Origin of the sequence: Akkermansia sp. AE01SA01, assembly GCF_036417395.1 — a bacterium.
GTDB lineage: Bacteria > Verrucomicrobiota > Verrucomicrobiia > Verrucomicrobiales > Akkermansiaceae > Akkermansia.
Genome location: NZ_CP143890.1, coordinates 1,279,766 through 1,305,164 on the forward strand (window position 1 = coordinate 1,279,766; position 25,399 = coordinate 1,305,164).

Below are 25,399 nucleotides of genomic sequence, written 5' to 3' on the forward strand. Positions count from 1 at the left end.
GGGAAATCAGGGGATGGAAGGTATTAGCGCGGCGGCGCGGCTCCTGGCCCAGGCGTCCGCCTCCAGAATGGGGGCCAGGTTTTCGCGGGCGTCCGTGTTCGCATGGTCGTTCATGACGGCTTCCACCAGCTTCCAGATGCCGGTGAAGCGGAGATCGCCGCGGATGAAGGCGTCCACCGCCACTTCATTGGCGGCATTGTACACGGCGGGCATCGTGCCGCAGCATTCTCCGGCCCTGCGCGCCAAGTCCAGGGCGGGGAAGGCGTCCGGCCGCGGGGCCTCGAAAACCAGTTGACCGATCTCCGCGAAATTGAGCTGTTTCAGGGAATTGGGAACGCGGTCGGGCCAGGTGACGGCGTACTGGATGGGAAAGCACATGTCCGAACTGCTCATCTGGGCCAGCACGGTGCCGTCCATGTATTCCACCATGGAATGCACGATGCTCTGCGGGTGCACGATTACGTCCACCTTGTTCATGGGGACGTCGAACAGCCAGCGGGCTTCGATCATTTCCAGCCCCTTGTTGAACAGGGTGGCGGAATCAATGGTGATCTTCCGGCCCATGGTCCATGTGGGGTGCTTGAGCGCCTGTTCCAGAGTGACGTGCTCCAGGTCTTCCTTCTTCCAGGTGCGGAAGGGGCCTCCAGAGGCTGTCAGGATCAGACGGGAGACGGCTTCCGGCCCCCCGTGGTTGCCGTTCAGGCATTGAAAAATGGCGTTGTGTTCGCTGTCCACGGGGAGTACGCGTACTCCGGCCTGCCTCGCTTTTTCCATCACGATCTGTCCGGCCATGACCAGAATTTCCTTGCTGGCGATGGCCAGGTCCTTCCCCGCCTCAATGGCGGCCAGCGCCGGGCGCAGCCCCGCCGTGCCCACGATGGAAATCAGCACCATGTCCGCCTCCGGAAGCTGTGCCAGGCGGCACAGGCCTTCCTCCCCCGTCTCAACCTGCGAGCCGGGAAGGGCGCGGGAGAGTTCCTCCGCCCTGGACGGATCGTAAATGCAGACGTTGTGAACGCCGAATTCCCGTGCCTGGAGGGCCAGGGCCTCCGCATTGCTGCCGGCGGCCAGGCCCACCACTTCCATTCTGTCCGGAATGTCCCGGGCTACTTTCAGGGCGCTGGTTCCGATGGAACCGGTGGAGCCCAGGATAACGACGCGTCGTTTCTGCATAACGGAAAAGAATGATGCAAAAAATATGGTCTCTTGACAAGCCGGGGGATGAAAATCTTGACGGAGCGCGGTGTGGAGGTTTTCCGTCAGGCTTCCGGCCTCATTCCCGTGGGGCGGCTGGAGGGTTTCCAGGCCTTGGTCCCGTAAGTGGCCTCCGCCGTGGGAACAGGAAGGCGGCTGAATGCCTCCTCCTGGTATTTCTGGCGCCATCCCTGCAAATTGAAGGATCTCCAGTTGGAAATCTTATAGTAAAAAATGGACTCTCTAATCATCTGGTATACATTGGCTCCTGCTACGGTGTCTGCTCCCAGCCTTTGGTAAACAGCTGCCGCAAAAGAAAAATTGTCCCGGATTTCAAAGCGCGACAGGTCGCCGTCGCTGAAATACCACTCCGGGTGGCTGTCCATGGTCATCAGGTTGAGGTCCCCGCTCAACTGGGAAGGACTGCGGAACCCCCCCCAGGCACAGGAAAACGAGGGACAAGGCCCCGCAGCGCACCCCGTAGCGTTCCCAGTTGCCGCTGCCGGTCATGTAGGCGAACAGAAGGCCCAGGAAACAGGCGCCCAGGAGCAGGTAAATTCCGGCCGTAACGCGCGTGGGGGAAAAGCCGAAGTCTTCTATCTGGTTGTACAGCCTCACCGCGACGCTGCCGGCGATCAGCCCTGTCTGGACAGCCAGTATAAAGCCGAGGACGGTCCCCGTTTTTGAAGCCCTTACGGCCCCGGAGGAGCGGAACATGACCAACAGGATCAAGCCGGAAAGAATGGCTGCCAGCGTAAGGGAGTCCGCCCCTTCATGCAGGTAGCCTGTCTGGGAAATACCTTCCGGCACCTTCCCGCTCCACAGGAAGGAGATGTCCGTTCCGTTGTTGACCAGGAAAGCCAGGTTGATGAACAGCAGGGAAATGACCGGAAGGGATGGCAGCCACGGCTTCTCCGGCCGGATGGGCCGGTCCTCGCCAAAGGGGGCGCATCTGCGGTGCATGGTCAGAATGCCGAAGGACAGGGAACCCAGTACCCACAGGAGGAAGTGAATAAACATCTCCCTGCTGGGAAGCAGACAGGACAGGTAGCGGACGGCCAGCTCGTTCATGGCGGTCCTGACGGAAGCGATGACCGGATTCCCGTCCGCAAAGATGGAGAGAAAGAAGAGAAACAGGGAGATACCGATGGCGACGCTGGCGGCAAGAGGAAGTTTTCCCCTGAGACCCTGTGCCGCCTTCCGCACCTGATTCATGCGGAAAAATCTGTATTCCAGCCAGGAAACGTACCTTGTTCCGGGAACATAGCCGTTTCCCTCTTTCCGCGGCAGGAAAATGACGGCCAGGGGAAGAAACATGGCGACAAGCAGGTTGTAATGGGAATCCGGGGAAAGGTTGAGGCCGGCGGCGGTGGCATTCAGCACGGCCATGACGCCCAGGAACCACTGTTCCTTGCGGCTGATATCCGTCCGCAGCATGAGGAAGGCCGCGGTGTACAGCAGGATGGCCAGCGCCGTACCGATTCCCAGGCCTTGCAGGGTGCCGAACATGAAATCCGCGGCAAAACCGCTGCATACCAGAGCAAGGAGAGGTATGTTCCCGTGCCTCCACTAGGAAGGAGGGAGTGCCGGGGCTGGAGGGCGGACGGATGTGTCTGCGGGCATTGACGGAAACGCCGGGCGTTCCGGAAAGGGAGAGGGCTGGTCTGTCATAGGAGTTGCCGGGGGAGGGGGAACGGGAAGGTTTCCCTGCACGCAGCGGCACGGGGAACGGTTCCTCTTTAAAGATTTCCGTGAAACTGTCAAGACGGATTCCGATGAAAGGCGGAGGTTCGGCCATGCCGTTTCCAAGGGTGGTCACAAGGTATGATGAAAAAGGATTGTATTTTCCAAAAGAGGGCGTATAGCATGCACGGATGAAGCGCATCGCCGTGTACGCCGGTAGTTTCGACCCCCTGACCAATGGCCACTTGTGGATGATCAGGCAGGGGGCGCGGATGTTTGATGAGCTGATTGTGGCCATTGGCGACAATCCGGAAAAGAACTACACGTTTTCCCATGAAGAGCGCATGGACATGCTCCGGACGGCGCTTTCCGACATGCCGGAAGTGCGCATCGCCGAATTCCACAACCGCTTTCTGGTGGACTTTGCCAAGGAGCATGAGGCCTCCTTCATGCTGCGCGGCATCCGCTCTACACAGGACTATGAATATGAACGCGTGATGCGCCATATCAATGCGGACATGGCTCCCAAGGTTTGCACCGTGTTCCTGATGCCCCCGCGCGATACGGCGGAATTGTCCTCCAGCATGATCAAGGGCCTGATCGGGCCGGAAGGCTGGGAAAGCCAGGTGAGCCGCTACGTTCCCCCGAACGTGTTCGCCCTGCTCAAGATGAAATATAAAACCCTGACGGAGGAAATGCGCCGGCAGGGCGGCCAATAGGGATATTCCCGGCGCCTGTCACATTTCCCTCAACGCATTCCGGAGAGCTTCCTGCGCCTCTTCCTCCGTCCCGGCTGGGGAAAATTCCTCAGAACCTTGACGGCTCAAAATCTCTGCCCTAATGCGTCGTGCCGGAGACATTCAGAAGCACAGTGCCCGTTACAATGAGGACGATGGCAAAAACGCCTGCGGCATTCAGATGCTCCTTGAACAGGAAGACGGACAGGCAGGTGGCGGCTACCATACCGATGCCGGACCAGGAAGCGTACGCGATGCTCAGCTCAATACCCCTGAGGGATTTGGACAGGAAAAGGAAGCAGATAACATAGGCGGCAATGGCCCCTGCCGTCGGCCACGGGCGGGTGAACCCTTCCGCGTATTTCAGGCAGAGCGTTCCTATCAGTTCTCCCGCTATGGACAGCAGCAAATACAAATACGGCATGACAGTCTCCTATGGATGAGCGGCTTTCCGGAAATGGCGGAGGTACGCGCGGCTGTGGCTGATCAATCCGTTGACCTCTTCGGGGCTCATGGCATTGAACGCTTCCGATTCGGCCTCGTAAAGTTCGGTCAGGACGTGTTCCGCGTAATCCCTGCCTTCAGGGGAAAAAATGATGATTTTGCTGCGCCTGTCGGCGCTGTCCGTCTGCTGTGAAACGTAACCACGGCTTTCAAGGTTTTTGAGGATGCTGTTCACCGTCTGCTTGGGAAGCATGAGCATCCTGCATAGGTCCGTCTGGGTGCAGCGTTCGGTATTCCGCACCATGTACAGCACCAGAAGCGTGTTGATCGTGATTCCGTGCTGTTCGGCCCATTGGGAATAAAGCTCGTTGGTTTCAAGCCAGATTTGGTAGTAACGCCTGATCGTGGATTTGAGGTCGAGGTGCATGTAATAAATAGTCTGATTTCGGACTAAAAATATCAGGACATACCGGAAAGTCAATACAGAAACCAGTCCCGTCCGGCAGAACGGGGACTACCGGAAATTGCCCATGGAGCAGGGATACATGCAGCGGCGCGTTCACGGGAATTGCTTACATGTCTTCCGCTGGCGGCCGGGAATGCGCCGAAGAACGCCTTCTGCGCCTGTCCTTCTGTTTGCGCATGCGCTGGATAACGCGGGCTTTTGAGGCGCACTGGCCCGTCTGCTGCCGTTCCACGGCGTCGCACAGTTCCCGGCGCGCCAGAAAGCGGTTGAGCTCCCGGGAACGGTCCACGTGGCACTTGACGGCGATGCCCGTCGGGACATGTTTAAGATAAACGCAATTGTTGGTTTTGTTCACCTTCTGGCCGCCGCGCCCGGCGCCTCTAACAAAACTTTCCTCCAGGTCCTGCTCCCGGATTCCCAGGGATTCCATGCGCTCCTTGAGGGCGGCGAGTTTTTCAGGCCTTACCATAACCGGATTGATGCAGGGAGTTGAGGCGCGCCTGAACGGCATGGACCAGCATGTCCCGGCTGGATGCCGTCAGGGGAGCCATTCCGATGATGGTGTTTGTTCCGTCCGCCAGGCGGAGCGTCAGCCGTGTTCCGTCCCGCTCTGCGGAGCATATCTGCTGCCAGAGGTGCCACCGCATGGTATGGCGCGGACGCACAAAGGGGAGAATTTCCACGCCCAGAGGCGTGACGATGACGGCCGCATGCTTCAGGCAGCGGAGCCCCAGATACAGGAAGAGGACGGCTGGGATCAGGGCCGCAGCCTGCATGGCCCACAAGGGGGCGGGAAGATAGGGCGTGATGGTGCCGTGCCCCGCAAGTTGGAGAAAACCTGCTATGGCAATCAGCAGGAAAGCCGATCCGGTCAGGAAGGTTCCCGCCCGGTTGCGCGTAAAGCGCAATTCCCTCTCCTGTACGGGAATGTGGCGGATATCGTCCACCCCCAGGCCGGTTTTCACCGGATTGGGAAGTGTGTCGGATGATGTATGTTCAGGCTCCGGCATAAATGCCAGGAAAGATTTCCTTCGTTTCTTCCGTGTTATTCTCCATCAGCAGGGTGCCTTGAAGGACGGCCCCATCCTGAAAATGGAAGCGGCCGCGCAGGGTCAGCTTGTCCAGCCCCACCAGGGAAGGCAGGCCGAGGCTGTCCAGGGAATCCACCAGCTTGTACAGGCTGGGGTCCAGGTCCACGATGGGGGCGGCTCCATTCCGTTCCGGAGCCAGGGCCACCTTGCCGTCTGCATCTACGGAAACCGCGTCGGAACGCAGCAAAAGCAGGTCGGAGGTGGTTTTAACGGGGAAAAAGCGGGAGCGCGGCACATTGACGGCGCGCGCGCCGGGGAAGCATTCGATGCCCGCGCCCATGGCCGTTTCCAGCTGGAACACCTTGGCGGACTCCGGGTCCCTGGGGTTCACCGTCTTGCTGTTCCGGATCATGGGGAGGGGAAGTACGCCGCCGTTGGCGTCCAGAATCTGCTTGAGGGAATCCAGGCGGATCCAGAGCGTGTTGGTATTGAAATAACGGTGCTTGGAAATGTTCTGGAATTCGGGGATGTCCGCGTCCGGGCACTGGGCTACCTCCCGCAGGATCAGATGCCCGTCGGATTTTCTGACGGCCAGGTGGCCGCCCTTCTTGTCCGCCTCCGTGCGGCGCGTGACTTCCATGACGAAGGGGGCTCCGCTTTCCGCAAACCAGCGCAGGAAATTCATGTCAAGCTGGGCTCCCAGATTGTCGGAATTGGAGATGAAGGCATACTTGACGCCGTCCTCCAGAAGCCGGTCCAGCCAGCCGGAACCCAGCAGGGCCGGGTACAGGTCCCCGTGGCCGGGAGGGCACCATTCAAGTTCGGGCTGCTGCGGATAGGAGGCTGGTTCCAGCGTATCGGCCAAAATCTTCGGCACGCGGTTCTGCATCAGTTCCACCTGGTGGGCGTCGGCAAAACCGTCCGCCGCATACTTTTCCAGATAGGCCAGCGTGTCCGCGCTGGTGGAGAAGGAATTCATCAGCAGCAGGCGCACCGGGGTTCCGGATATGGTGCGCAGGTGTTTCACCTGCCTGACGATGAGATCGAGAAAAGTGTCCTCCCCCTTCACCTTGAGCAGGCTCTTGGCTTTCTGGAGTCCCATGCTCGTTCCCAGGCCCCCGTTGAGCTTGATGCAGACGCACTGGGAAATCAGGTCCTTTCCGGCCGGGGCCGTGGAATCCGTGATGTTCTTCCAGTCCGCCACCTGGTCCGCCGGACTGATGTCCGTTTCGGGGATCATGCCGGAATGGTTGGAAACGAGAGCTTCGTAACAGCGGGAAAATGCCTTGATGGCTGCGGTGGAGATGCCCGCGGACTCCATCTTTTCTTCAAAAGGAGTGAACGTACTCATTGCCGGGGGTTGTACAAAATGACCGGAGAACTCTCAAGCATTATGCGCGTACCCGGCATGGTAGTTCCGGTAGTTTTCCTTCCTCCCGCGAATGGTCGGATGGAGAAAGGGAAAGAAAGTCCGGTAGTTGTTCCGGGAAGCCTTTTTTGTGCCGAATATCCGGTGCTTCTGCGATAACGCTGAGGCAGAAAGGGAATGTTCCTCACGTGGGAAAGCGGTGCGGAAAATGTCATTTCACGGCTATGACCCGGATGCGCCGGTAGTCGGCCACCCATTGGACTCCGTTCCACAGCTCATTCCGGAGGGCGGACTCCATCTCTTCAAAAATCCGGATGCGGCTGCCTTCCGGCAGCGGGGCCAGATCGGAGGCAAAAAACTGTGCCACCCAGTTGCGCAGGCCGTTCTCCCCGTCCTTCAGCGGCGTGGGGCGGTCGTAATCCATGACCAGTTCCGGGTGCAGTCCGGCCTGTTCCACTAATTTCCGGTATTCCTCCACGGTGGGGAAGTAAAAGGGACTTTCATAATGTCTTTTCTGGCGGCAAAGGATGGATTGAAAGGCTTGCTGAATGCGGTGTATGTTACGGACGGCTCCGAATTCGCAGACCAGCCTGCCTTGCGGTTTCAGCACGCGGAAAATATTTTCCAGCAGGGTCTTTTGATCGGGAATCCAGTGAAAAACGGCGTTGGAAAAAACGACGTCGAACCGGTCGGACCACGGCATCCGGCAGGCGTCCACCACCCGGAAGTCGATGTCCGGGTGAAGCATCCGCGCCTTGCGCACCATGTCTGGAGAAGCGTCCGCCCCGACGACATGGGCGGATTTGGCCAGCAGTTCCTGCGTGAGTGCGCCCGTGCCGCAGCCCAGGTCCAGAATGGCCTGTCCTGGATTGTCCGGAACGTGGGAGAGCAGGTCTTTCCCGTAGTCCGCGACAAAGCCGTGCTTGTCTTCATACAAATCCGCGTTCCACTCCATGACGGCGCCAGCATACAGGTGACGGGCTTTTTCTCCAAGACGAACCCCGCATTATTATGCCATGTCCCGGCGGGGAAACGGCCCCTTGCGCATTTTCCGCATGCGTCCGGGATTCTGCTTGCTTTGGCCGGCGTGGAATGGTTAAGATAAGTTTACTATGAAAGCAACAGCCCTGTTCATGACGGCCGGAGCCCTGGCCGCGGTTTCCGCCGGCGCCTATGATGGATACGGATATGATCCCCGGCCGGCAAGTGCCTACAACGATACGATCAGCGGCGCGGCCAGAATCGGCTACGATTCCCGCTATGCCTACAAGGATCTGGTGGCCTCCTCCCTGCTGAACCGCAGCGGCGTGTTCACCTTTGGCGGGGAAGTGGACTTGAACCTCGTCAAGGACTGGAAGCAGGAAATCGGCGCGGAATACCTGGCTTTCTGCGACGGCCTGCTGAGCGACAAGAACGCTTTTAACGCGGACTGGAAGGCCGTGAAGGAATTGTTCCCGAACCTGACTTTCCGGGGCGGTTATGAGTTCAATTACGGCGGTCTTCCCGGCTATTTGAGCAAATACACGGGCAAGGCCCCCCACTCCGTGGCCCAATCCTTTACCGCCGGGCTGGCGTACGACGATCCGGGGCACGGCTATTTCGGCGCTCTGGATGTCCAGTACGGTTTTTACGGCATGACGGGCTGGCGCATCGATTTGAATGCGGGCAAGCGCTGGAGCGGACTGATTCATGAAAAGGTGGATTTGGAACTGAGCGCGGGTACCAGCTATTCCTCCAGCTACTGGGGCGCCGGCGTGGCCGGATTCGACCAGTTCAACGTCAAGCTGGCGGCTCCCGTGCGCATTTCCGGGGTGGATTCCCGGAGCGGTTTCCGTGTCATTCCCTTCATCCAGTTTGACTGGGCGGGGAACACGCGTTCCGATATTCGCCGCTACGCCGGCATGAGCACTATTGAAGACTTCCGCATCCGCGTGGGCGTGGAAGCCGTTTACAGATTCTGACAACGGCCTCCGGGGGCTTTCTTCCTTCCCAAACGGGAAGGGAAAACGCCTCCTGGAGGCATTTGACGTTTTCGGCTACGGCCGGGGAATAATGCATGATTCATGAAAGATGCCGCCATGTGGAAAACAATTCTTATTCTTGCCCGCCACACCTTCATACGCCTGTTGTGGCTGCTGCTTCCTCTCGGTATCTTTGCCTTTCTGGTGCGGGCCATCCCTCTGAGTCCGCTCCAGGCCCTGTGCGGACTGATTCCAGTCATTGTCTTTGAAGTATGGCTGGTGGTCAAGTACCTGCTTCCGGGCATGAGCGACGTGGTCACGAAAACCCTGTATGCGTCCAACATCTCCACGGATGAAGAAGTGCTGGTGGATGCGGCCCGGCGCATGCTGGGGGCCGGAGATGCGGCGGGCGCCCTGGAGCTTCTGGAACGCAACCGGAAGGAAAATCCCGGAATGGTGCGTCCCTGGCTGATGGAATCCGGTCTGCTGAACGACATGCGCAGGTATGCGGAATCCGTTGAACTTTTACAGGAAGGACTGGCGTCCAGAAGATGGAGGAAGGAGGACCGGGCCCTTTTCCTGTATAAAATAGGGGGAATTTATTCCTCCCTGCTCAATAATTCGGAAAAGGCCCTGAAATACTGGCAGGAGGCCGCTAGCAAGTACCCGAACACGGCTTATGGCCGTGCCGCCAAGGATAAGCTGTACGAGTTGCGCTGAGTGGAAGGCAAGGCGCATTTTTCAAACAAAAGCCGGGGGAGGGAGGAAAGAATTCACATCCTTGAATGCGTCCTTGGGAAAAGTGGAAGGATTTGATCATGATGTGTGTGTTGATGAAACAAGGGGGACGTTCTATTTTCTCTGTTGCACGGAGTTTTCTGGATGCAGTCGTGCATCCGCAGGTCCCTTTTGGAATTGTAGCTGGACTCCGGATTCGTAATCCGGTATGTGCATGCAGAGACGCCATTGTCTGATGATTTTGTTTCAAGGAGGAATGTAGATATGAAAAAAGAATGCTGTGTTTATGCAAAATACATTCCATGAATTGCCTGCCTTGACTGTTATTGTAACAGGATTTAATCAGGAAAGTAGCATCCAGAGGGGCGATTGAGAGTGTTTTGAATCAGGATTACACGGGAAAGCTGGAATATATTTTTTCAGATGATGCATCTTCCGACGGAACTTTCCAAATCATGAGGGAAATGGAGCAGGCGTACCGGGGCTCCCATTCTATCAAATTAAACCGTAATGAGCAAAACATGGGTATCATTGAACATTTGGAAAAGGTGTATTCCCTGGCGTCTCATAAATGGGTTATGCGAATGGACGGTGACGACCGCTCTTTCCCGCACCGCTGCCGCATTCTTGCCGAAGCTATCATAAAGTACCCTCATGCAAGATATATTACCTCTGATGTGGAACTGGTTGTCTGCGAATCTGCCGGGCAGGCTGTATGGCCTGCCCATTTGGAAGAGGATAAAGGCCTGCGTGCCTTCCTTCCGCAGGATGGAACTGCTCACAGGGCGTTTCTCGGAACGGCATCCGTCATCAGACGCTCCTTGCGTGCCCCCTATTCGGAAATCCGGAATCTGTCCATGGCGAGGACTTGTATGAAGCTCATAGGGCATGGCTGCATGAGGGACTCGTGGTTTTGAGGAACAAACTCGTTTTGTATGTTGAACACAGTTCCAATATTTCTAGGATCAATCCCCGGTTAAAGAACCGGGATATGGAGACTTTCCTTAAGGGAATCAGCCGTTTGAAAGGCATCAACCAATCTTTTATCCAGGCACAGGAGGCTATTGTGCGCATGACGGAAATGTTTTTGGAATCATGCTCGGATGAAAATTCCCCCCCATATCGAGTCTGTCTGCAGGCATTGGGAAAATAGAAAAGAGTTCATTCAGGAACTCCGCATGGAGGTTGAATGGCCGGAAATGACGTTGGGCCGGAAAATGCGGCATTGGCCATACTTCAAAAGAAATCCTCTCAAGCTTCTGCCTTTGCCGGTCTATGGCCGGCTGCTGTGTCTGATGTACCGCCTGAAGCGATGATTTGCCCATGCGGCGCCGGGAAGCCGGGGAATATGTATTCCGTTAGAAATTTACTGAAATTTCCTGCCGGAATGCAGGCGCTTTCCGGCAGGAAAAAGTTTCATGATCTCGGAATCAATTTTCCCATGATGGGGAAAATCTTTTTCTGGAGCTTCTCATTCAGGCAGCATCTTGCCAGTTTGCTGATCCGGCGCCTCAAACGCAGCTTCCAAGAGGGTGTCCAGCAGGAAAGTTCTTGTCGGCACCTGATGCCCTTTTCCTTGGTTTCCTCGGAAACGGGATTGGAAAGATTGGTCTGAAGCCAGTCCAGAGCACGCTGTTGCAGGGAACGCTTCTTTAGGGAAACAGCGTCTTCATCCCTGAACCTAAGAAGATGAATTTTACCGGGCAATTCTTCATGGGAATGAATGAGACGGTCTTCCAGGCCGAATTGCTTTAGCAGGGACGTGAAGCGGATTGCTCCTCTTTGCGCGTTTTTGATGCACAAAAAGGCTTGTTGAAGATAATGGCGAAGCATGTCCCGTGAAATGAGTCGGTAATCACACATCTGCAATCCTGAAATGCGCGCACTCATTCGTAGATAGTGGCTGCCGCATACACGCGGCCTTCCGGAAAATACTGTTTTTTGAGTTCCATATCACCGGAAGGGTCCAGCGAATGTGCGGAAGGAAGGGCGAGTTTGCATGAGATGGCTGCACAGGCCCGTCCGTAGGATTCAGTGATGTCCAGAAAATAGGTCAACATTCCATCAGGCATGGGAAAGGCTTTCTGCGTTAGCCGGTTCCAGCCGTTCATACTTGTCAGGAAAACAGGATCAATAAGATGCGTAGCGGATATGTGGTATCTTTCCCGCAGTGTCCGTATGGAATCGCCTTCCCGTACGGAAATGGCGTCAAAACAGTCCAAATAACGCGGTATGCGGTCCAAGTAATCCTGTGGAGGCTGAACCGGCAAATCACCCAAAGAGGTGGCATACGCGATTTTACGTTTTTCTCCATTCACAAAATCGAGATAATACTGCATATCCTGATTATGCGTATATTTGTAATTCCATAACTGGTCGGAACCTACGATGAACGTATCCGCCAGCCTGTTTGTCCTTTCCGCATCCCTGCGGGAAGAGATGGGAATAACCTCTATTCCTTCCTCCCTGAAAAACGTGCGGAATACGGAACCGGAATCATTAACATGGGAGGCCATGGTCATGGGGGCATGGTCCAGCAGAAGAACCCTGTAGCCCTACCGGGATAATACGCAGTGCAGGGAGAAGGCCGTTAGAACAGCCCCATAGTTGCAGCTCCACCACAGTCCCAGCAGCGCGATGTCCCAATGCGGAGGATTGTTCCTGTTATTGCCTGATACGCCAGTCATAATTCTTTTTCAGGGAAATACCCTTCAGAGCGGCACGGTAATAGGGATAAAACTCATTCCTGCGGAGAGCCAGGGCCGTATTGATCTTGCGCTTGAGCGATTTGACCTGGTGGCAGAATGCCTGGTCCAGGCTGAAGGAATGGTTTTTTCCCGGCATCCAGGAGCCGCAGCAGTGGTGGATGGAAAAACCGCGGGAACGGATGAAGGCGGGCGCTCGAAAAACTCCTTGGGATACAAGGTTGCCAGATCGCTTTGCCATTTTTTCCGTTCAGCAGGAATTCAGATACTTCATTGATGAAGTAATCCGTATAAATCGTGTTGGAAACGGGCCAGTATTCTTTCCTTATTTCATTATGCAGTCTCAGAAGGCTGATGCAGAGGGGATGCTGCGGCGGAGCATAAAGAAAAGCGGTGCCTAGGGCGCAGTCATACATGTACTTCAGCGTAAAGCGATGGTCCACGGGGAGCCGGGACAGGGGCTGGAACAGTTCCACGTCGCAGTCCAAATAAAAACCTCCGTGCTCCACCAGGGCCTGAAGGCGGACGACGTCTCCCAAAAAACCATTTGTTCTGTTCCAGGCATCTTCTGCCAAATTCAAAAGGGAGACGTCAATATTGGACTCATTCCATTCTATTATCTCAAAATCCGGATTCAGTTCCTTCCATTTCCAGACATTTTGCCGGACTGCTTCAGGAACAGGAGAGCCGAACCAGCAATAATGGATTTTTTTTAATTATATGAATATGTTGAACTTCTAACGGGATTGACGATAGCCGGGAATGGCAAGAAGGAGACTTGCGGAACGGCTTCCATTTTTGAATGGAAGCTGTTTTTTGTCGACTTTTCCTCCGGTTTTCTTCCGGAATGCCCGGCATTTGCGGATAGGGGAAGGATGCTGAACGGGAGACCCTGCATTTTTGTGCGGATGCATGGGGGAGGGGGGACGGCTTTCTCCTTGACCCTGCTGATTACGGCGGAGTATCATTGAATAATGAGAAGACCCCCGATTCCCGGCCTGGTGATGGCCGACGGATGGCTGCAGCCGTATGCTCGCCAGATCCGCGACCGCCAGCGTTTGTTTGATCTGAAAATGAAGCGGATCATCCAGCGTTCCGGGACCTTGGAAAGGCATGCGGAAGGATACCGCTATTACGGATTCAACCGGGACCCGGAGACGGGGGCATGGACATACCGGGAATGGGCGCCCGCCGCGCGCGGATTATTCCTGACGGGGGATTTCAACGGCTGGGACCGCAGGAGCCATCCGCTGGTGCGGAATGAACGCGGCGTGTGGGAAATCAACCTTCCTCCGGATTCCCTCGCCCACGGCCAGAAGGTGAAAGTCCACGTGGTGGGGGCGGACGGCACGGGCAAGGACCGGATTCCCGCCTGGATTACCAGGACGGTCCAGGACCCTTTCACCTATGATTTTGCCGGGGAAATATGGATGCCGGAACGTCCTTACGAATGGAGGAACTCCGGGTTTGATCCTTCCCGGGTAGACGTGCCGTTCATTTATGAGGCGCATGTAGGCATGGCCGGGGAAGAGGGGCGCGTGCATACATACCGCGAGTTTGCGGACGAGGTGCTTCCCCGCATCGCGGCCCTGAGGTACAACACTGTCCAGCTGATGGCCGTGCAGGAGCATCCCTATTACGGCTCCTTCGGCTACCACGTTTCCTCCTTTTTTGCTCCTTCCTCCCGTTTCGGCACGCCGGAGGACCTGAAATACCTGATTGACCAGGCGCACGGCCTGAACATTGCCGTGTTGCTGGACGTGGTGCATTCCCACGCCGTGAAGAACGAGGCCGAGGGGCTGAACGACTTCGACGGTTCTGGCGGCATGTATTTTCTGCCCGGGGAGCGCGGCCGCCATCCGGACTGGGATTCCTGCTGCTTTGACTACGGCCGGGACGAGGTGATCGAATTCCTGCTTTCCAACGTCCGGTGGTGGCTGGAAGAGTTCCGGTTCGACGGCTTCCGCTTTGACGGCGTAACGTCCATGCTGTACTTCCACAGGGGACATGAGCCGTTCGGGGAGCTGGGCGCGTACTTCGGCTCCTCCGTTGATCCGGATGCCGTCGCCTACCTGCAGCTGGCTTCCACGCTGATCCAACGGGTGAAGCCGGGCGCCGTTGCGATTGCGGAAGACATGTCCGGCATGCCGGGGCTGTGCCGTCCGGTGGATGAAGGCGGCATCGGTTTTTCACACAGGCTGGCCATGGGCATTCCGGATTACTGGATTAAGCTGCTCAAGGAGAGGAAGGACGAGGAATGGAGCATGGGGGACATGTGGTACACGCTGACAAACAGGCGTTACGGAGAACCGCACGTGGCCTACTGCGAGAGCCATGACCAGGCCCTGGTGGGGGACAAGACCCTGGCGTTCCGATTGATGGATGAGGAAATGTACTGGAAGATGGCCGTGGACCAGCAAAGCCTGATCGTTGACCGCGGGATGGCGCTGCACAAGATGATCCGCCTGGTGACTCTGGCCGCGGGCGGGGAAGGCTGGCTGAACTTCATGGGCAACGAATTCGGGCATCCGGAATGGATTGATTTTCCGCGGGAGGGCAACGGCTGGTCCTACAGCCATTGCCGCCGCCAGTGGTCTCTGGTGGACAACCCCGGATTGAGGTTCAAGTTCCTGAACGCTTTTGACCATGCCATGGTGCAGCTGGCCCTGGAGGCGCGTCTGCTGAATAATCCCCCTCCGTTCCCGCTGAATATTGACGAGGAAAACCAGATCATGGCATTCCATCGCGGGGGGCTTGTCTTCGTATTCAACTGGTCCGGGGACCGGGCGATCATGGACTACACGCTGCCCGCACCCCAGAAAGGGGAATGGAAGGTGGTGCTGGATACGGACAATGCCCGGTTTGGCGGATTCGGGCGGCAGGACGGAGCCGTGCACCATTTTACGGATGAAGAGAGCAGGCTCTCCCTGTACCTGCTTCCCCGCACGGCCCTGGTGCTGAAAAGAGTGGGGTCCGCCGTGATGGCCCGTCCCGCTGAACCGGATGCGTAGCGAATGCCGTAATCGCCGCCCTGTCCGGTGAAAGGAATGCGCCTACATCTTTTCCGGATTCCCTGAAGATGCGGATTGGGGAAATGGCGGACGGTTTTGCCGTTTTATAAAAGAAGGGGAGGGCACTCTCCTGATGCTCGGTGAAGCCTGAAGCCGGGAGAAATCCGGGCGTTGCGGTCCCTGATGGAAAAAGGATGGCCGTTGCCTCTCGGAATGGCTGTGGATGAATCAACTTTTCCGGCCCGTGCGCTTACTAAAGCTTATGGCCTTGCTCCCATGCCGGAGGCAGTTTCTCCAGCGGGGGCGCTTCGGAATTCCTCTTTTTGAGACGGATGGTCAGGGTATCGGTCTTGAAGTTTTTAGACTTCTCGTTGTTGAGTCCCCACAGAATGGCCCCTCCCGTGGTCATTTCCGGGTGGAAGGTTTTTTCCGCGGAGTAGTAGCCCGGCTTGTCCGCCGCCACGTGAATGGGTTTGTGCCTGTTCAGGGAGAGGGTGGCGGGAGCCTGCCCCACATACTCCCCGTTGACGCGCAGGCTGGCCCCGGAAGGAATGCTGCGTATTGTCATGTCTCCGGAAGTGCTGCTGCATGAGATGCAGGAACAGGCCGCGGCGGCCAGAAGGGCCAGATGGGGAAAGAGTCTGGAGAACATCGGGGAAGGGACGGTTACTTGTTTTCAACCATGCGCATGGCGGCCTGCTTGATTTGGGCTGCCATGGAGTTGAGGGCGTTGGCCCTGGTGGGCGCCAGGTGGTCCTTGAGTCCGGTCTTGTCCAGCTTGGACATGTCCGCTTTCAGGATTTCTTCCGGCGGCAGGCCGGAGAGCAGGCGTACGAATACGGCGATGAGACCCTTGGTAATCAGGGAATCGCTGTCCGCGCAGAGTTTCAGAAGGCCGTTGTTATCCTGTTCCGTATGCACCCACACCCTGGACTGGCAGCCCTTGATGAGGGACTCGTCCGTCTTGTACGCCTCCTCCAGCGGAGGAAGCTTCTTGCCCAGGCTGATGATGTATTCGTAGCGTTCCGTCCAGTCCTGGAACAGGTCCAGTTCGTCCAGCAGGTCTTGCAGGCGTTCTTCGTAATTCATGGCAGGGGGAATGGAAAGGTTATGCCTTGCTGGCTTCGGCAAGCGTGGCGAGAACGGCTTTCTGGGCATGCACGCGGTTTTCCGCCTCCTGGAAGATGACCGGGGCGAAGCGTTCCAGCACGTCTTCCGTGATTTCCTTCCCGCGGTAGGCGGGCAGGCAGTGGAACACGGAATGGCTGGGGGCCGCGTGGGTCAGCAGTTCCTCGTTCACCTGGTAGGGGTAGAAATGCTTTTCCTTGGACTGGCCTTCCGCCTCCTGGCCCATGGAGAGCCAGACGTCCGTGTTGATGACGGAGGCGTCCCGGACGGCTTCCTCGGGGTTTGTGGTAAAGATGACGTTGTCGCAGTCCAGATGCCTGCGGAAGTCTTCCAGAGGCAGGTAATTGGTGGGCGCGCCGATAGCGAGCGTGAAGCCCAGCCGCTTGGCCGCCCACATCCAGGAGCGGGACATGTTGTTGTCCCCGTCTCCGACGAAGGCGATTTTCATGTCCTTCCAGGAGCCGGGGCCGTAAAGCTCTTCAATGGTCAGCAGGTCCGCCAGGATTTGGCAGGGGTGTTCCTCGTCCGTCAGCGCGTTGATGGTGGGAATGCCGGAGAAGGAGGCGAATTCCTCCACTTCCTGCTGTCCGTAGGTGCGGATGGCTACGCCGTGGATCATGCGGCCCAGCACGCGGGCGGTGTCCTTGATGGGTTCTCCCCGCCCCAGCTGGATGTCATGGACGGAAAGGAACATGGGGCGCCCCCCCAGCTCGCTGATGCCCACTTCAAAGGAAACGCGGGTGCGGGTGGAGGATTTGGAAAAGATCAGCGCCCAGGTCTGGCCTTTCAGGGGAAGGTGTTCATGGCGGCCGCGTTCCGCCTTGAGCTTGTGGCCCAGGGCCAGCAGGTCCCTGATTTCGTCTCCGGTGAGCTGTTCTATGGAAAGGAGGTTTTTCATATGTTGGAAAGGGAATAAAAACAGGAAAGCCGCACCATACTCCCGGTTCCTTTAAAAGAAAAGGGAATAATGCGGCTTTCCGGGGAGGGGAGCAAATGCCTTTAAAGCCTGGCGGCGGCCTGGTCCGGCCACGGCACGGGCGAGCCTTCGCGGGCCCCCGCGGGGTTGTTCTTCTTGTAGGTGGGCATCTGGGCCTTGCGGTCCTTGAGCAGGGCGGTCATGACCTTGGCCATGGCTTTCACCCGTTCGGGGTGCTTGTCCGCCAGGTTGTTTTCTTCGCTGATATCTTCCTTGAGGTTGAACAGTTCGAACTTCTGGGTGGGGTGCCAGTAAATCAGCTTCCAGTCGCCCTGGCGCATGGCGGTGCTGGGGGAATAAAGGGGACTGTTGCCGTTTCCTTCTCCCCACACGTTGGGCGTGTGGAAGAGCAGGGGGCGGTTGGCGGATATCTTGCCGCCTTTCAGCAGAGGAACGAAGCTCTTGCCGTCCACTACCTGGGGCGTTTTTACTTTTCTGGCTCCCGCCATTTCCAGAATGGAGGGGAAGAAGTCTTCAATGATGACGGGCGTGGTGCAGACGCTTCCCTCCTTGGTGACACCGGGCCAATACACGATCATCGGCTCGCGGATGCCTCCCTCGCGGTTGGACCCCTTGCCGAAACTGAGGGGATAGTTGGATTCCTTGTTGCCCATGCGTCCGCTGATGGCCAAGCCGCCGTTGTCCGCCATGAAAATGATGATGGTGTTTTTATCCAGATTGTTCTTTTTCAGGTATTCCCGGATATCGCCCAGGCTCTTGTCCATCCCTTCGATCAAGCCGGAATACCTCTTCTCGTTATCGGACCATTTGTGGCCGTCATTGGGATTGGAATAGTTTTCCGCAAAACGCTTGTCATAGCCGTTCATGTTGAAAGGGGCGTGGATGGCGTAATGGGACATGTAAAGGTAGAAAGGCTTGTTGGCCTCCCTGGGGTCCTTGCGGATGGCGTCCAGGCGTTTGAGAGCTTCCAGGGTAAGCGCTTCCGTCAGGAAAGTGTCGTTTTCGTAATAATTGTTCTCATCCAGGCCCCGGACGTGGAAATTGCCGGTGCCGTATTTCTGGGAGCCCCGGTAATCCGCAGGACCTCCTATTTCCGTACCGGCGATATTGTAGTCGAACCCGAAGAGCTTGGGGTTGGCTCCTGGAGTTTCCTTGCTGCCGAAGTGGGCCTTTCCGCAGTGAATGGTCGTGTATCCCTGTTTCTTGAGCAGGGCAGGGAGAGCCAGGACGGGAGTGAAGGGTTTGTCCATTTTGTACCGGATTTCCTGTTCCGTCAGCGGCAGACGGGTGGTGCCGGAAGATTTGGTGCCTGCCGGCTGAATGCCGTTGACGCTCCAGTCCGGAGGCGCTTGCAGCACCTTGTGGCTTGCATCCGTGGTTTTGTCCCGCAGAAGCGTCCAGTTCGTCACGCGGTGCCGGGCGGAGTTCATTCCGGACATGAGGCTGCATCGGCTGGGGGAGCAGATGGGCTGGGCATAGGCATCCGTAAAGACCATGCCCTGTTTGCCCAGGGCCTCCATGTTCGGTGTGCGGTAGCGTTTGTTCAGGAAGGTGGGTTTGGGCGTGCCGTCGGCTTCCCTCCAGAAAGGCAGGGAGGTATCCTGCCAGCCCATGTCGTCCACCAGGAAGAAAATGATGTTGGGGCGTTTCTGGGCGGCCGGGGCAGTTGCCGCCGGAGTCGCTGCGGAGGCGGAAAAGGCAGTGCCGAGCAGGCACAGGGCGAGAGAGGCGGCGGTTTTGGAATATCTCATGGTGAAAATGCTGATAATAATATAACGCACGTGACGCGTGAATCTGTCAAGATTGCATGTCTGCCCAGCCATGTTTTTTGCCGGATGCGGGATAGAACGGTTTCCCGGCCGTGCTCCGGTTTTATTCGAACAGGGCCGGATAGGATTCCCGGGCCAGGGCCAGGCTCAAATTGACAATGGTCCGGCTGTTGGGAGCGCAGAGGGCTTTCCCGGCCATCTCCCGGCACTGGCCGTAGTCCAGATTGCGGATGGCGTAGCGGATGATGGGAACCAGGTGGACGCCCACGGACATGGAGGTGGCCCCCAGCCCCACCAGAAGGGGCAGCAGGGTGATGTCACCCGCCATTTCCCCGCAGATGGCCGTCGGGATGCCTTCCTTGTCACCGGCGGCAATCGTCATGCCGATGATGCGCACCACGGCCGGGTGCGTGGGGCGGAACATGTTGGCCACACGGTTGTTGACCCTGTCCACGGCAATTGTGTACTGTGTCAGGTCGTTGGTTCCCACGGAAAAGAAGTCCACTTCCTTCGCAAGCACGTCCGTCATGATGGCGGCGCTGGGGACTTCAATCATGATGCCCACTTTCAAGTCCCGCGCGTAGGGGATTTTTTCCCGTTCCAGCTCTTCCCTGCATTCCTGGAGGATGTGCTTGGCGGTGATTACTTCCGTATAGCCGGAAATCATCGGGAACATGATGCCGCAGCCGGGCGTGTCCGCGCAGGCGCGCAGAATGGCGCGGAGCTGCTGCTTGAACAGTTCCGGACGGCTCAGGGAAACGCGGATGCCGCGCCAGCCCAGGAAGGGGTTCGGTTCCGGAGTGTCGAGCCGTTCGCAGGGCAGCTTGTCGCCTCCGGAATCCAGCGTGCGGAAGATGACGCCGTGAGGGGCGCAGCCTTCCGCCAGTTTTTTGTAATAGTGCATCTGCTCCTCTTCATCCGGCATGCCGGATGGATTGCCCAGCAGGAAGAACTCCGTGCGGAACAGCCCTACGCCTTCCGCGCCCACCTCCTTGATGCCGGAGTATTCATGGGGGAATTCCACGTTGACGGAGAGCCGGATGCTGCGGCCGTCCCGGGTGACGGTGGGCAGGTCCCGCAGGGCTTCCAGGGCCTTGTACGCCTTTTCCTTCTCCACCTGGAGCCGCTTGTAGTATTCCACGGTCTCCGTGGAAGGCTTGAGGATAAGGACGCCCTTGTAGCCGTCCAGAATGGCCGGAGCGTGGCTTTCCACATTCAGCAGCGCCTGCTCCAGCCCCACCACGGCGGGAATGCCCATGGAACGCGCAAGAATGGCCGTATGGGAAACGGAGGACCCTATTTCCGTGGCGAATCCGTGAATCTGGCTGGCGTCCACCGCGGCGGTGTCGGAAGGCGTCAGGTCGTACGCCACGAGGATTTCGGGCTCTTCCCCGTCCTCCTCGTCTTCCTCCGGCGGTTCCGTGCTGCGCAGGTTGTCGATCACCCGCTGCATGATGTCCTCCATGTCCGCGGTCTTGGCCCGCAGGTAGGGGTCGTCCACGCGGCGCAGGACTTCCATGTAGTTCTGCATGACCACGTAGAAGATATGCTCCACGTTCTGGAGGCGCCTGGCCAGTTCCGTGCGGACCTGGTCGAGGATGATCTTGTCCTGGAGGAGGAGAATGTGGGCGTCAAAAATGGCGGCTTCCTTTTCCCCGGAAATTTGGATCATGCGCTCGCGCAGGGCCCTGATCTGCACCGCGGTCGTCTGAAGGGCGCGGTGAAAGCGCACCAATTCGGAATCCACCTCGTCCGGCTCAATGTCGTAGGCGACCGGTTCCTTGGACCCCTTGATCTGGATCCTGATTTTACCGAGGGCGATGCCGGGAGAAACAGGAATGCCCTGGAGATGTATTTCTTCCGTGGAAATGGGTTCCTGAATCATCTGCGGGCTTTCTGGCCCGGACTCATGGCCATGAGCCGGAATATGTTCAATCTTCTTCGAATTTGCGGGCGACCAAGTCTTCCAGCGCGTCGAGCGCCTGCTGCTCGTCCTTCCCTTCAGCCGTGACGGTGATCTTGGAACCGTGTCCCACGGCCAGCATCATGAGGCCCAGAATGCTCTTTCCGTCAACTTCTTCGCCATCCTTTTCCACGACGATGTCTGCATCAAAGCTGCTGGCCAGTTTGACGAATTGAGCAGCCGGGCGGGCATGAATGCCGAGTTTGTTGATGATGGTGAGTTCCTTGGTAACCATGGAAATAGAAGTAAGGGGTGAAGCGGTTGCTAAAACGGTAAGTACACTAATAAGAGCTTTTTTCCAAGAGTTTTTTGTCAGTCGTCGCTTTCCGGGGCCGGGAAGTTTGACATGAGGCGGCGGTTGAACTCTCCGGCCATATCGATGCCCATGTCCTTGAGATGGTAGTCCATGGCGGCCACTTCCACCAAGCGCGCTATATCCCTGCCGGGGGCCACGGAAAGTTGGACGTGCAATACTTTTTCTCCCAGAACTTCAAGACCTTCCCTCTCCAGACCCAGCCTGTCCAGCTGTTCCTGGTCCCTGGCGGGAATGAGCGTGACGATGAGGTCCAGCCGCTTGTTGTGGCGCAGGGACTTCAGCCCGAACAGGGTAGTGATGTTGACGATGCCCAGGCCGCGCACTTCCATGAAGCCGCGGCTCATCTCCGGCGCACTTGCCACTAGTTCTCCGCCCACGTTGCGCACGTAAACCATGTCGTCCGCCACGAGAGCCGCCCCGCGTTCGATCAGGCCCAGGGCCGTTTCACTCTTCCCCACGCCGCTCTTGCCGCGTATCAGCACCCCCACGCCGCGCACGTCCACCATGCAGCCGTGCAAGGTCATGCTTTCCGCAAATTCGTTTTCCAGAATGATGGTGGCGGAGTTGACGAATTTCATGGTAACCAGGCTGGTGCGGAAGACGCAGACCCCGGCCTCGTCAGCCAGTTCCACGATCTCCTGGGGTGGGTCCTGGTCCCGGGAAAAAACGATGCCCGGCACCTCGCACCGGAACATGCGCTGGATGCGGGATTTGCGCATGCCTTCCGGCAGTTTCTGGAGGTAGGCCAGCTCCGCGGAGCCGAATACCTGGATGCGCTTGTTGGCGAAGTAGGAGTAAAACCCGGCGATAGCCAGTCCGGGGCGGTTGAGAGCCGGTTCGCAAATGTGGCGGGTAAGGCCCGCCGGGCTGTTGATCAGCTCAAGCTGGAGGGCTTCCTTGTATTTGCCGTAAAATTTGGACAGGGTGACGAAATCCACTTTTTTCACTTTGGATTTGCTGAACATGGGCTTATTAAAGGGACAAACGACGCTTCAGGGCAATCAAATATATTCCCGGACTGCCCCGATGGCCCATTTTTTTGAAAAAAGCCTCGTTCCGGAAGGGAATGCCACACTTTACCTGTTGATTTGAGGGCCCAGGCATGGTCTCATGGTGCCATGAACAGACTGGATCAATTGGCTACGTTGTTAAGGTTTCCCAGCATCTCCGCGCAGAAGGAGCATGCCCGGGATGTGAGCGACTGCGCGGACTGGCTGGTGGACAAGCTTTCCGGCATGGGATTTGAGGCCGTGGCGCACAAGACGCACCGGCATCCCGTCGTGGTGGGGCGCAGCCCCCGGGAAGAAGGCAGGCCGACCGTGCTGATTTACGGTCATTACGACGTGCAGCCCGTGGATCCGGTGGAGCTGTGGGAATCCGACCCCTTTGAACCGGAAGTGCGCGACGGCAAAATTTACGCCCGTGGAGCCACGGACAACAAAGGTCAATTGTTCGCTCATATTCTGGGGGTGGAGGAACTCCAGCGCCAGAACGGCGGCCATTTGCCCGTGAACGTGATCTTTCTGCTGGAAGGGGAGGAGGAAGTCGGCAGCGGCAGCCTTTCCCTGTTCCTCAAGGAACACAGGGATGAACTGGCCTGCGACGTCATCGTTGTTTCCGATACCGGCATGGCCGCTCCGGACGCCCCCACCTTTTCCTACGGCCTGCGCGGTCTGGCAGGCGCGGAAATCATCGTGAAGGGACCATCCGCCGACCTGCATTCCGGCGTGTTCGGCGGGGCGGTAGCCAACCCCGTCACCGCTCTGGCGGAAATCATTTCCTCCTTCCATGATTCAGAAGGCCGCGTGGCCGTGAAGGGATTTTATGACGGCGTGGAACCCATTGCCACCTGGGAACGCAGCATGTGGGCCACGGTGCCCGGCATGAGCAACGAAGAACTGGCGAAGCTGACGGGAGTGGATACCGTGGTGACGGAAGCCGGGTTTACCGGAGCGGAATGCATTTACGCGCGTCCTACGCTGGAGCTCAACGGCATCGGAGGCGGCTACCAGGGAGAGGGCAGCAAGACGATCATTCCCAGCCGCGCCTTTGCCAAAATATCCTGCCGCCTGGTGCCGGGACAGGATCCGGGACGGATCGAATCCCTGTTGGAAGAGCACGTGAAAACGCATACGCCCAGGGGAGTGTCCGTGGAATTCAAGCGGGAGCACAGCGGCAGGGCCTATGTCTGCGATCCCAACTCCGAATTCGGCCTCGCCGCGCAGCAGGCCCTGGAGGAAGCCTTCGGGCGCAAGCCGGTGCTGGTGCGTGAAGGCGGCAGCATCCCGATCATTGAGGAAATGAAAAACGTGCTGGGAGCGGATGCGCTGATGCTGGGCATGTGCCTGCCGGATGCACGCATCCATTCCCCCAATGAAAACTTCTCCGTGGAACTGTTCACCAAGGGAATAGAAATGAGCCAGATACTTCTGCGCCGCCTGGGGCAGATCAAACGGTAATCCCCCCCTTTTATGGACCAGCCTGCCGCCGCTGAAATAGTCAACCTGCACAAGACCTTCAAGACGGGTCTGGGCAAGCCCGTGGTGCACGCCGTGCGCGGGGTGGACATGAGCATCCGGCAGGGGGAGGTGTACGGCCTCATCGGTCCCAACGGATCCGGAAAATCCACGCTGATGAAGGCCCTGCTGGGGCTGGTGAGGCCCACGCAGGGCTCCTGCTCCATCTTCGGCAAATCCAGCCTGTCCCCGGACAGCAGGGAGGAAGTGGGCTTTCTGCCGGAAAACCCGTACTTCTACAAATTCCTGACCGGGGCGGAAACCGTGGCTTTTTACGGAAAGTTGTGCGGACTCAGTGGCAGAAGCCTGAAGGAAAAAGTAAGGGAACTGCTGGATCTGGTGGGACTGTCGGACGCCGCGGACCGCCGTCTGGGCGGCTATTCCAAGGGAATGCTCCAGCGCATCGGCATGGCCCAGGCCCTGGTGCAGTCCCCCCGCCTGGTGGTGCTGGACGAACCGACCGCCGGGGTGGACCCCCTCGGTTCCCGGGACATCCGGAACATCATTGAAAATCTCAAGAACCGCGGCATGACCGTATTCCTGTGCTCCCACCTTCTGGAGCAGGTTCAGGAAGTGTGCGACCGGGTGGGCATCATCTTCAAGGGCCTTCTCATTGCGGAAGGCTCCATGAACGAACTGACGAGGGACTCCGACAAGCAGGAAATCCTGCTGGAACACGCCTCCCCCCGCCTTCTGGAGGAATTGAAAAAAATGGTACGGGAAGACGGGCGCGCCGTGTGGCTGGAGGACGGGCACCCCCGCAATTCACTGGAAAGCGTGTTTCTTAAAAGCCTGCTGGAATGGAAAGCGAAGCACCCCAATCCGGAACAATAGGAGGACTGCCGGCCGCCAAGCGGGAACTGCGCCGCATGATCCGCGGGAGGATTGCGGAACTGGACGCCGCCGCCCGGCAGGCCGTGTCCCTGGACATCTGCCGGAAATTGGCGGCCCTGGCACGGGAAAAGGACTATCGGCGCGTGGCCGTCTTTGCCGCCAGACCGGGGGAGGTGGACCTGCTGCCCCTGCTGGACATGATGCCGGAACGGGAATGGTATTTTCCTTTGGTGCATGAAGGGCGCCGGTTGAGTTTTCACCGCGTGTGCCATGGCGGGGAATTCGTCACGGGCAGCTGGGACATCCGGGAACCCGGTCCGGCATGTCCGGAACTGCACGCGGGGGAACTGGACCTGATTGTTCTGCCGGGAGCCGCCTTCACGCGGGATGGAAGAAGGCTGGGCTACGGAGGGGGGTTTTACGATACCCTGCTGGCCGGTCCGGCGCGAGGCGTTCCACTGGTCGGCGTCTGCTTTCCCTGCCAGCTTCTGGACGACCTGCCTGTGGAACCGCACGACAAAAAGGTGGACATGGTCGTCATCCCCGGCATGGAGTAATGCGCATAGCTGCGTATTCCGCAATATTCCGCAAAAGCCC

At 57.9% G+C, this 25,399-nt stretch carries 27 protein-coding genes; 9 read left to right on the forward strand and 18 right to left on the reverse strand.

Annotated elements, in window-relative coordinates:
• Positions 1–6: 6 nt before the first annotated feature.
• From V3C19_RS05150 to V3C19_RS05160, 3 genes are all read right to left on the reverse strand, one after another.
• Positions 7–1,173, reverse strand: coding sequence for a 1-deoxy-D-xylulose-5-phosphate reductoisomerase (locus V3C19_RS05150; RefSeq protein ID WP_295931560.1), 1,167 nt, complete (start codon positions 1,171–1,173; stop codon positions 7–9).
• A gap of 86 nt (positions 1,174–1,259) precedes the next feature.
• Entirely contained in the window at positions 1,260–1,580 is a 321-nt protein-coding gene (locus V3C19_RS05155; protein WP_295931558.1) for a hypothetical protein, read from the reverse strand.
• Complete coding sequence (locus V3C19_RS05160; RefSeq protein WP_295931555.1) at positions 1,528–2,703, reverse strand: DUF4153 domain-containing protein; 1,176 nt, start codon at positions 2,701–2,703, stop codon at positions 1,528–1,530. Before V3C19_RS05160 ends, V3C19_RS05155 begins: the two co-directional genes overlap by 53 nt.
• Positions 2,704–3,068: 365 nt before the next feature.
• Between V3C19_RS05160 and coaD the strand changes: the two genes are divergently transcribed.
• Positions 3,069–3,596: a pantetheine-phosphate adenylyltransferase gene (gene coaD, locus V3C19_RS05165; RefSeq protein ID WP_295874694.1), complete on the forward strand. Its 528-nt coding sequence runs from the start codon at positions 3,069–3,071 to the stop codon at positions 3,594–3,596.
• 118 nt (positions 3,597–3,714) lie between these two features.
• Here coaD and V3C19_RS05170 read toward each other — a convergent pair whose 3' ends face one another.
• From V3C19_RS05170 to V3C19_RS05195, 6 genes are all read right to left on the reverse strand, one after another.
• Positions 3,715–4,038 (reverse strand): multidrug efflux SMR transporter, encoded by a 324-nt coding sequence (locus V3C19_RS05170; RefSeq protein WP_130082561.1) that lies wholly within the window; start codon positions 4,036–4,038, stop codon positions 3,715–3,717.
• Positions 4,039–4,047: 9 nt separating this feature from the next.
• The gene (locus tag V3C19_RS05175; protein WP_295931553.1) at positions 4,048–4,485 is read right to left on the reverse strand and encodes a MarR family transcriptional regulator; all 438 of its coding nucleotides are present in this window, start codon (positions 4,483–4,485) and stop codon (positions 4,048–4,050) included.
• Positions 4,486–4,630: 145 nt separating this feature from the next.
• A complete protein-coding gene (locus V3C19_RS05180) occupies positions 4,631–4,993 on the reverse strand; it encodes a peptide chain release factor-like protein (RefSeq protein ID WP_295874689.1) in 363 nt (120 codons plus the stop codon).
• Positions 4,980–5,534 carry a hypothetical protein gene (locus tag V3C19_RS05185; RefSeq protein WP_295931551.1) on the reverse strand — a complete coding sequence of 185 codons (555 nt, stop codon included), beginning with the start codon at positions 5,532–5,534 and terminating at the stop codon, positions 4,980–4,982. The genes V3C19_RS05180 and V3C19_RS05185 overlap by 14 nt, the downstream gene beginning before the upstream one ends.
• Positions 5,521–6,906, reverse strand: coding sequence for a UTP--glucose-1-phosphate uridylyltransferase (locus tag V3C19_RS05190; protein WP_130082565.1), 1,386 nt, complete (start codon positions 6,904–6,906; stop codon positions 5,521–5,523). The genes V3C19_RS05185 and V3C19_RS05190 overlap by 14 nt, the downstream gene beginning before the upstream one ends.
• A gap of 229 nt (positions 6,907–7,135) precedes the next feature.
• On the reverse strand, positions 7,136–7,879 hold the full coding sequence (locus V3C19_RS05195; RefSeq protein ID WP_130082566.1) for a class I SAM-dependent methyltransferase: 744 nt from the start codon (positions 7,877–7,879) through the stop codon (positions 7,136–7,138).
• A 157-nt stretch (positions 7,880–8,036) separates the two neighbouring features.
• Between V3C19_RS05195 and V3C19_RS05200 the strand changes: the two genes are divergently transcribed.
• From V3C19_RS05200 to V3C19_RS05215, 4 genes are all read left to right on the forward strand, one after another.
• Complete coding sequence (locus tag V3C19_RS05200; RefSeq protein ID WP_130082567.1) at positions 8,037–8,885, forward strand: hypothetical protein; 849 nt, start codon at positions 8,037–8,039, stop codon at positions 8,883–8,885.
• A gap of 102 nt (positions 8,886–8,987) precedes the next feature.
• On the forward strand, positions 8,988–9,605 hold the full coding sequence (locus V3C19_RS05205; protein ID WP_330937170.1) for a hypothetical protein: 618 nt from the start codon (positions 8,988–8,990) through the stop codon (positions 9,603–9,605).
• Positions 9,606–10,003: 398 nt separating this feature from the next.
• Positions 10,004–10,540: a glycosyltransferase family A protein gene (locus V3C19_RS05210; RefSeq protein ID WP_330937171.1), complete on the forward strand. Its 537-nt coding sequence runs from the start codon at positions 10,004–10,006 to the stop codon at positions 10,538–10,540.
• A gap of 272 nt (positions 10,541–10,812) precedes the next feature.
• Positions 10,813–11,238 (forward strand): hypothetical protein, encoded by a 426-nt coding sequence (locus tag V3C19_RS05215; RefSeq protein WP_295931542.1) that lies wholly within the window; start codon positions 10,813–10,815, stop codon positions 11,236–11,238.
• A gap of 271 nt (positions 11,239–11,509) precedes the next feature.
• Here V3C19_RS05215 and V3C19_RS05220 read toward each other — a convergent pair whose 3' ends face one another.
• Both V3C19_RS05220 and V3C19_RS05225 read right to left on the reverse strand, forming a co-directional pair.
• Complete coding sequence (locus V3C19_RS05220) at positions 11,510–12,145, reverse strand: polysaccharide pyruvyl transferase family protein (protein ID WP_295931540.1); 636 nt, start codon at positions 12,143–12,145, stop codon at positions 11,510–11,512.
• A gap of 142 nt (positions 12,146–12,287) precedes the next feature.
• The gene (locus tag V3C19_RS05225) at positions 12,288–12,569 is read right to left on the reverse strand and encodes a hypothetical protein (RefSeq protein ID WP_295931538.1); all 282 of its coding nucleotides are present in this window, start codon (positions 12,567–12,569) and stop codon (positions 12,288–12,290) included.
• A 733-nt stretch (positions 12,570–13,302) separates the two neighbouring features.
• Between V3C19_RS05225 and V3C19_RS05230 the strand changes: the two genes are divergently transcribed.
• Positions 13,303–15,339 carry an alpha amylase C-terminal domain-containing protein gene (locus V3C19_RS05230; RefSeq protein WP_295931535.1) on the forward strand — a complete coding sequence of 679 codons (2,037 nt, stop codon included), beginning with the start codon at positions 13,303–13,305 and terminating at the stop codon, positions 15,337–15,339.
• A gap of 253 nt (positions 15,340–15,592) precedes the next feature.
• Here V3C19_RS05230 and V3C19_RS05235 read toward each other — a convergent pair whose 3' ends face one another.
• From V3C19_RS05235 to hprK, 7 genes are all read right to left on the reverse strand, one after another.
• Positions 15,593–15,991 carry a PEGA domain-containing protein gene (locus V3C19_RS05235; RefSeq protein ID WP_295931532.1) on the reverse strand — a complete coding sequence of 133 codons (399 nt, stop codon included), beginning with the start codon at positions 15,989–15,991 and terminating at the stop codon, positions 15,593–15,595.
• Between the two features lie 14 nt (positions 15,992–16,005).
• Positions 16,006–16,428 carry a SufE family protein gene (locus V3C19_RS05240; protein ID WP_295931530.1) on the reverse strand — a complete coding sequence of 141 codons (423 nt, stop codon included), beginning with the start codon at positions 16,426–16,428 and terminating at the stop codon, positions 16,006–16,008.
• Between the two features lie 19 nt (positions 16,429–16,447).
• Positions 16,448–17,365, reverse strand: coding sequence for an ornithine carbamoyltransferase (argF, locus tag V3C19_RS05245; protein ID WP_295931528.1), 918 nt, complete (start codon positions 17,363–17,365; stop codon positions 16,448–16,450).
• Between the two features lie 101 nt (positions 17,366–17,466).
• Positions 17,467–19,155 (reverse strand): sulfatase, encoded by a 1,689-nt coding sequence (locus tag V3C19_RS05250; protein ID WP_295874675.1) that lies wholly within the window; start codon positions 19,153–19,155, stop codon positions 17,467–17,469.
• A 121-nt stretch (positions 19,156–19,276) separates the two neighbouring features.
• Positions 19,277–21,058, reverse strand: coding sequence for a phosphoenolpyruvate--protein phosphotransferase (gene ptsP / locus V3C19_RS05255; protein WP_130082578.1), 1,782 nt, complete (start codon positions 21,056–21,058; stop codon positions 19,277–19,279).
• A 46-nt stretch (positions 21,059–21,104) separates the two neighbouring features.
• Positions 21,105–21,371, reverse strand: coding sequence for an HPr family phosphocarrier protein (locus V3C19_RS05260; protein ID WP_067572974.1), 267 nt, complete (start codon positions 21,369–21,371; stop codon positions 21,105–21,107).
• 77 nt (positions 21,372–21,448) lie between these two features.
• Positions 21,449–22,417, reverse strand: a complete 969-nt coding sequence (gene hprK / locus V3C19_RS05265) for an HPr(Ser) kinase/phosphatase (protein WP_130082579.1) — start codon at positions 22,415–22,417, stop codon at positions 21,449–21,451.
• Positions 22,418–22,570: 153 nt separating this feature from the next.
• Between hprK and V3C19_RS05270 the strand changes: the two genes are divergently transcribed.
• Genes V3C19_RS05270 through V3C19_RS05280 form a run of 3 tightly spaced genes read left to right on the forward strand, consistent with a single transcriptional unit; the run spans position 22,571 to position 25,359 of the window.
• Entirely contained in the window at positions 22,571–23,911 is a 1,341-nt protein-coding gene (locus tag V3C19_RS05270) for a dipeptidase (protein WP_295931526.1), read from the forward strand.
• A gap of 12 nt (positions 23,912–23,923) precedes the next feature.
• Positions 23,924–24,802 (forward strand): ABC transporter ATP-binding protein, encoded by an 879-nt coding sequence (locus tag V3C19_RS05275; protein ID WP_130082581.1) that lies wholly within the window; start codon positions 23,924–23,926, stop codon positions 24,800–24,802.
• The gene (locus V3C19_RS05280; RefSeq protein ID WP_130082582.1) at positions 24,769–25,359 is read left to right on the forward strand and encodes a 5-formyltetrahydrofolate cyclo-ligase; all 591 of its coding nucleotides are present in this window, start codon (positions 24,769–24,771) and stop codon (positions 25,357–25,359) included. Before V3C19_RS05275 ends, V3C19_RS05280 begins: the two co-directional genes overlap by 34 nt.
• The last annotated feature ends 40 nt before the right edge of the window (positions 25,360–25,399 follow it).